General features: G+C 66.2%; 7 protein-coding genes. 6 read left to right on the top strand and 1 reads right to left on the bottom strand.

The window, feature by feature from the left end; all coding sequences use genetic code 11:
- The first annotated feature begins 252 nt into the window (after nucleotides 1-252).
- Together JWQ81_RS38540 and JWQ81_RS38535 are read left to right on the top strand one after the other, a co-directional pair.
- Entirely contained in the window at nucleotides 253-963 is a 711-nt protein-coding gene (locus JWQ81_RS38540; RefSeq protein ID WP_297549648.1) for an alpha/beta hydrolase, read from the top strand.
- A gap of 22 nt (nucleotides 964-985) precedes the next feature.
- The gene (locus tag JWQ81_RS38535; protein ID WP_297549646.1) at nucleotides 986-1,381 is read left to right on the top strand and encodes a tautomerase family protein; all 396 of its coding nucleotides are present in this window, start codon (nucleotides 986-988) and stop codon (nucleotides 1,379-1,381) included.
- A 32-nt stretch (nucleotides 1,382-1,413) separates the two neighbouring features.
- Here the strand turns inward: JWQ81_RS38535 and JWQ81_RS38530 are convergent, their stop codons facing one another.
- A complete protein-coding gene (locus tag JWQ81_RS38530; protein WP_297549644.1) occupies nucleotides 1,414-1,638 on the bottom strand; it encodes a hypothetical protein in 225 nt (74 codons plus the stop codon).
- A gap of 146 nt (nucleotides 1,639-1,784) precedes the next feature.
- Between JWQ81_RS38530 and JWQ81_RS38525 the strand changes: the two genes are divergently transcribed.
- The 4 genes from JWQ81_RS38525 (at nucleotide 1,785) to JWQ81_RS38510 (ending at nucleotide 5,018) form a co-directional block, all read left to right on the top strand.
- Nucleotides 1,785-2,672, top strand: coding sequence for a DUF6247 family protein (locus JWQ81_RS38525; protein WP_297549643.1), 888 nt, complete (start codon nucleotides 1,785-1,787; stop codon nucleotides 2,670-2,672).
- Nucleotides 2,673-2,688: 16 nt separating this feature from the next.
- A complete protein-coding gene (locus JWQ81_RS38520) occupies nucleotides 2,689-2,952 on the top strand; it encodes a hypothetical protein (protein ID WP_297549641.1) in 264 nt (87 codons plus the stop codon).
- Between the two features lie 147 nt (nucleotides 2,953-3,099).
- Nucleotides 3,100-3,654, top strand: coding sequence for a TetR/AcrR family transcriptional regulator (locus tag JWQ81_RS38515; protein ID WP_297549639.1), 555 nt, complete (start codon nucleotides 3,100-3,102; stop codon nucleotides 3,652-3,654).
- 338 nt (nucleotides 3,655-3,992) lie between these two features.
- Complete coding sequence (locus tag JWQ81_RS38510; RefSeq protein ID WP_297549637.1) at nucleotides 3,993-5,018, top strand: aldo/keto reductase; 1,026 nt, start codon at nucleotides 3,993-3,995, stop codon at nucleotides 5,016-5,018.
- The last annotated feature ends 236 nt before the right edge of the window (nucleotides 5,019-5,254 follow it).

Raw genomic sequence — 5,254 nt, 5'->3', positions numbered from 1 at the left:
ACAGCACCAAAGATGCTCAATCTCCCCGACACCGTCTGGATCAACCGACCAGCTGACGACACCAGCCAGAAGACCGAACCCGAAGCCGCCTAACACCCACTGGTCTCACTCACCTTGACAAATTCCGCTTCGGCGATTGGACTTGACGGTGGCTCGCCAGGTGAGATCGGAAGGAGAGAAGGTAATGATGAAGTCAGTCGTCGCCAGTTTTCCGCACTGGGGCGCGGGAGCCTTGGCAGCCGCGCTTTCGGAGTGCGGACAGCCGAGGGCAACAACCCAAAGCCGCACTCCCTCGGTGCGCAATGCCGTCCTCGTACACGGCGCCTACGCGGACGGCTCCTCCTGGGCGAAGGTCATCCCGCTACTACAGGCGGCGGGAATGAATGTCACCGCGGTGCAGAACCCACTCACTTCCCTCGCCGACGATGTCGCCACCACCACGTCGCACTGGCCCGGCAGGACGGGCCCACGATCCTGGTCGCACATTCCTACGGCGGGACGGTCATCTCGCAGACCGGCCTGGACCCGAAGGTCGCCGGGCTCGTCTACGTCGCCGCCCGCGCACCGGACGCCGGCGAGGACTTCGCGGCGCTCTCCGCGAAGTTCCCCACACCTCCGATCACCCCTGGGATCATCACCTCAGGCGGCTTCAAGCTCCTGAGCCAGCCGGCATTCCTCCAGGACTTCGCCAACGGCGTGCCTCGAAAAGAGGCGCTCACGCTCTACGCGGCCCAAGGTTTGCTCTCCACCGCTCCGCCGACGACCAGCATCGCCGCCTGGCATCAGAAGCCATCCTGGTACGCGGTCTCGAAGAACGACCGCACCATCAATCCCGACCTTGAGCGCTTTATGGCCCAGCGGATGAACGCCACGACCATCGAGGCCGACTCCGGCCACCTATCCCTCGTCACGCACCCGGACGTGATCGCCAGGCTGATTCTGGAAGCTGCGGCGAACCGCTGAGACACTACTCAAGGAGGATTCCTTGCCACTGTTCACAGTGACAATGCGTTCCGGAACAACGGCAGCAGCAAAGGACGCGATATCCGCCGCCATCCATGAGGCAAGCGTCAGTGTCGGTTATCCTGAGGACGATCATTTCCAAAGGTTCATCTCGCTGACGGAAATCGACCTTCGCATCAGCCCCCGCTATCCTGATCTGCAGAAGCCCCGCAGCGAGGATGTTCTGATGATCGAGGCCCTGCTCTCGTCAGGGACCGAAGACGCCAGGAAACGGTCGCTTCTCTCCGCGATCGTGACTCGCCTGGAGGCGGCGGGAACCGACCCTAACGACGTCATGGTCTTCTTCGGCGAGATCGACCGTCTCAATAGTTCCTTCAGCGGAGGCCGTCCGGCCTTGCCTGTCGAGGTACGGTCCTGAACCGCCGGGTATGGCGCCGACAACGCGCCTCCTCACTGAGCCGACGCCGATCGGTCACTGCAGCCGCGGCCCGCATCCTGTCGCTGAACTGACAAGATCGGCTCGAAGAATGCCGCCAGTTCGGCGGGCGCACCGAGCGGCAGCCCGTTGACGACGTACTGGTCGGGCCAAAGCACCACGACGGCGCCGTTCCTGTTGATGCCGCGCAGGTCGGAAATGTCCTCATCCAGGTCGGCCGCATACACCCACGAGCTCATCTACCGGCCCACCCTGCACGTCTGAGCCCATCCACGCCGCCGTCAAGCAGCCGAATCCAGCAGAAGCTGGAAGTCTTCACCTGGGTGAAAGTTCGGTTGCACGCACGGGAGTAGACACCCGGCCGTAAGAGCGTACTCAAGCACCAGTGCGCGACATCCTGGAGATCTGGAGCAACCGACGCCGAGAGCAGCTGTCGTCGCTCTTCGACGACGAAGCACTCAGCAGCGCCTCCGCGCGCGAACAACTGGTGCGCCACCTGTCCATACTCGCCGCGGTCAACACGGACGACCCGGACCTGGCCCGGGTGATCACCACCGGCCGCGTCGCCGAACTGGCGGCCTTCGACGAGCCGTTCCCGGTCTTCGAGGCGCTCCAGGTATCGGTGGCACTCGGCCAGGAACGCGGAGAGTTCCGCGCCGAACCCTCAGCCGCACTGGTCGCCGAGGTGCTCACCAGCTTCTACACGGACACGCTGCAACGCTGGCTGCTCGCCGTCAACGCGCAGGCCGTCTCCCTCGACGACGGCCAAGGGCGCGTCGCCCGTGTGACGCATCGCGCGTCGCGGAGGTTGACGGACACCTTGTCGGTCAGGAAGCCGGACGAAGACTCCGCCCGTCGGAGCCCACCCACGACCCACCGGAGTTACGATACGGGCATGACCGCTGCCGCACACTCCTCTGAGCCGCGCCGTACCACGCCGCGGGCAGCGCCCGAGCAACCCCTGTCGCGCTGGGACGAAGAGGCAGCCAAGCGGTTCTCCTCCCCCGCAGAGGTCCGGGCCGCACTGCTGCCCGAAGAGGTCGCGGCGTTCGACCAGTCCTACGGCCGAGCGCTCGAGATCGCGAAGGACGATCTCCGGCTGGACGAGCTGCTGGCAACCCTCGCCAACTGGCGCCGCATCGCACTGACGACCGTGCTGGACCCACAGCGTCACCGCGAGATGCTCGCCGCAGCCGCCGAAATTCAGCGCACCGGCCAGCCCCGGCCAGGCAGCGTGTCATGGGATGTCCTCGCCGCTGACCTCGGCATCTGAGCCTGCTCGCTGTCACATGACATTCAAGCTCGACATCGATTCGATCGCTCACGCCCAGATCCAGGATCTGCCGGTACCAGTGCTCGCGTTACTCGCCGAAGCACTGACCGCACTTGCGCTGGTCCTACAGACCGCAGGCGAGCCGTACCACCGCGACAACCCCGACGGGCTGCGCAGACTGCTGTTCGGCCCGCACCGTGAAGGCCAGATCCTCTACCTTCGCCTTCCCGACCAGGACCGCGTCGACGTGCTGCGGGTGGACTGGCTGACGCTCGACTGACCGGCGGCCACCGTCGCCAAGAGTCGGACTCATGCACGCAGGCGCGGTCGCCGGGCGGTACGGTGAGAAGTCAGTATCGGAGACGTCTCCGATACTCGGGAGATTGTCCGAGAGCCTCGCTGACCGGCGTGATGGGCAAGGAGGGCCGTGGCCGCGCACTACCCCCTCACCACGCGCGCCGACGCACGCCGCAACCGTGAGCGGATCCTGTCCGTCGCCTACCAGGCGTTCGCCGATGACCCGGACGTCCCGTTCACTACGATCGGCAAGCTCGCCGGCGTCGGGGCCGGCACGCTGTATCGCAATTTCCCGACGCGTGAGGACCTCGTCCTAGCCGTCTACCGGCAGGAACTGCAGTCGATGGTGGACTCAGTCCACGACCTGGTGACCGAGTACCCGCCGTTGGACGCGCTCCGCGTGTGGTTACTGCGACTGGCCGACTTCGCGCGGGTCAAGCACGGTCTCGGGGAGGCGTTGCAGACGGCCGCGGGGAAGGACGTCGCCCACGAAGCCGATACGCCGGTCGCCGAAGCCGTGGCTGTACTACTTCGGGCCTGCGAGAAGGCCGGCGATGTCCGTCCCGGGCTTGACGCTGCTGACGTTCTGCTCCTGATGGGCTTTCTGTGGAGCAGGGCGGCCGGCGATGCCGGCGAACAGCAAACGCGGCGCGTGCTTGACATGGCGATCGCCGGGCTCCAGTAAACCGTTGGCCTGATACCTGCTCGGGCTTGGGACTTCGCGGCACAACGCCGCCTGACGACGGTGCCCGAAGGCTGAATACCGCAAGCCCGAAAGACCACCGCCGCGCGTCGACATGTCCGCTATCGACCCGCTCCGTGGCTTGACCAGCGGGACGGGAAGCGGGCGACGGGCGGGAAGTCCCTCCGCGGCTCAACTTGCCAAGTGGAGACTTCTCCAATAAAGTGGAGGAGTCTCCAGATCGGCAGGTGCGAGTCGCGCGCCCGTGGCCCACGCCGGCTGCCGCCCATCCAAAGAAGCGAGGGAATCTCATGCGTTACAGGCTTTTGGGTAAGACTGGCGTGCGGATCTCGGAGGTGGCACTGGGCACCATGACCTTCGGCGAAGACTGGGGTTGGGGCGCGTCCCCGGACGTCAGCGCGAAGATCCTGGACCTGTTCGCCGACGCCGGCGGCAATGTCATCGACACCGCCGACGTCTACACCAACGGGACCTCGGAAACCATCCTTGGCGACCTGCTCAAAGGACGCCGCGACCGGTTCGTCCTCGCCACCAAGTTCACCAACCAAACCGACCCGGCCGACCCGAACAGTGCGGGCAACCATCGCAAGAAGATCGTCGCCTCGATCGAGGCGAGCCTGCGGCGCCTGCAGACCGACCACATCGACCTGTACTGGGTGCACGCCCGTGACCTCCTCACTCCGGTCGAGGAACTGATGCGCGCCCTGGACGACCAGGTCCGCCTCGGCAAGATCCTCTACCCCGCGGTCTCGGACTGGGCGGCCTGGGAAATCGCCGAAGCCAACACCTCCGCCCGATTGCACGACTGGTCACCGTTCACCGCGGTCCAGCTGCGGTACAACCTGCTCGACCGCTCCCCGGAGCGGGAACTGCTGCCCATGGCAGCCGCGTTCGACCTACCAGTGTTCGCCTGGGGCCCGCTTGCCGAAGGACGACTCACCGGCAAATACCTCAACGGCAGCACCGGCCGCGTGACCAAGGTCGGAGCCCGCTACACCCAGGTCGGCAGCGACGGCATCGTCCGCGAGGTCGTCGCCATCGCCGACGAAATCGGCTGCACACCCGCGCAGGCGGCCATCTCCTGGGTGCGGCAGCAGCCCGGCCCCGTCATCCCGCTGATCGCGGCCCGCACCGAAGAACAGTTCCGCGACAACCTCGTCGCCGTCGAGGTGCACCTCAGCCGGCAGCACCTGGACCGTCTCGACGCACTCAGCCGTCCCACCCTCGGCTTCCCCGCCGACGTCATGCGGGAAGCCTCCGTCGTCGGCGGGGTCTACGGCGCCCAACTACCCGACATCGACGACCCCCGCGCGCAAGCGGTACGCGACACCACCACCGGAACCTAGCTCCATCGATTCCCTCTCTACTGACGAAGGGCTCGGCCGCGGCCGGGCAACCGCACTTTGTCGCTGGTGGGGTTCGTTGGGGCGCGGCGACTACTCGACGAGTTCGTCCGCGTACGCGAAGAGCGCCGGGAGACCACCGGTGTGTACGAACACGACGCGCGAGTCGGGCCCGAGTCGACCGGCATTCGCCCAGGCCGTAAGCGCAGCAAACGCCTTCCCGGTGTAGACCGGGTCGA

It is taken from the genome of Amycolatopsis sp. (genome assembly GCF_025464955.1).
Lineage (GTDB): Bacteria > Actinomycetota > Actinomycetes > Mycobacteriales > Pseudonocardiaceae > Amycolatopsis.
Note: the sequence above shows the minus strand (reverse complement) of the source record. Positions and strands in the feature narration are given on the sequence as shown.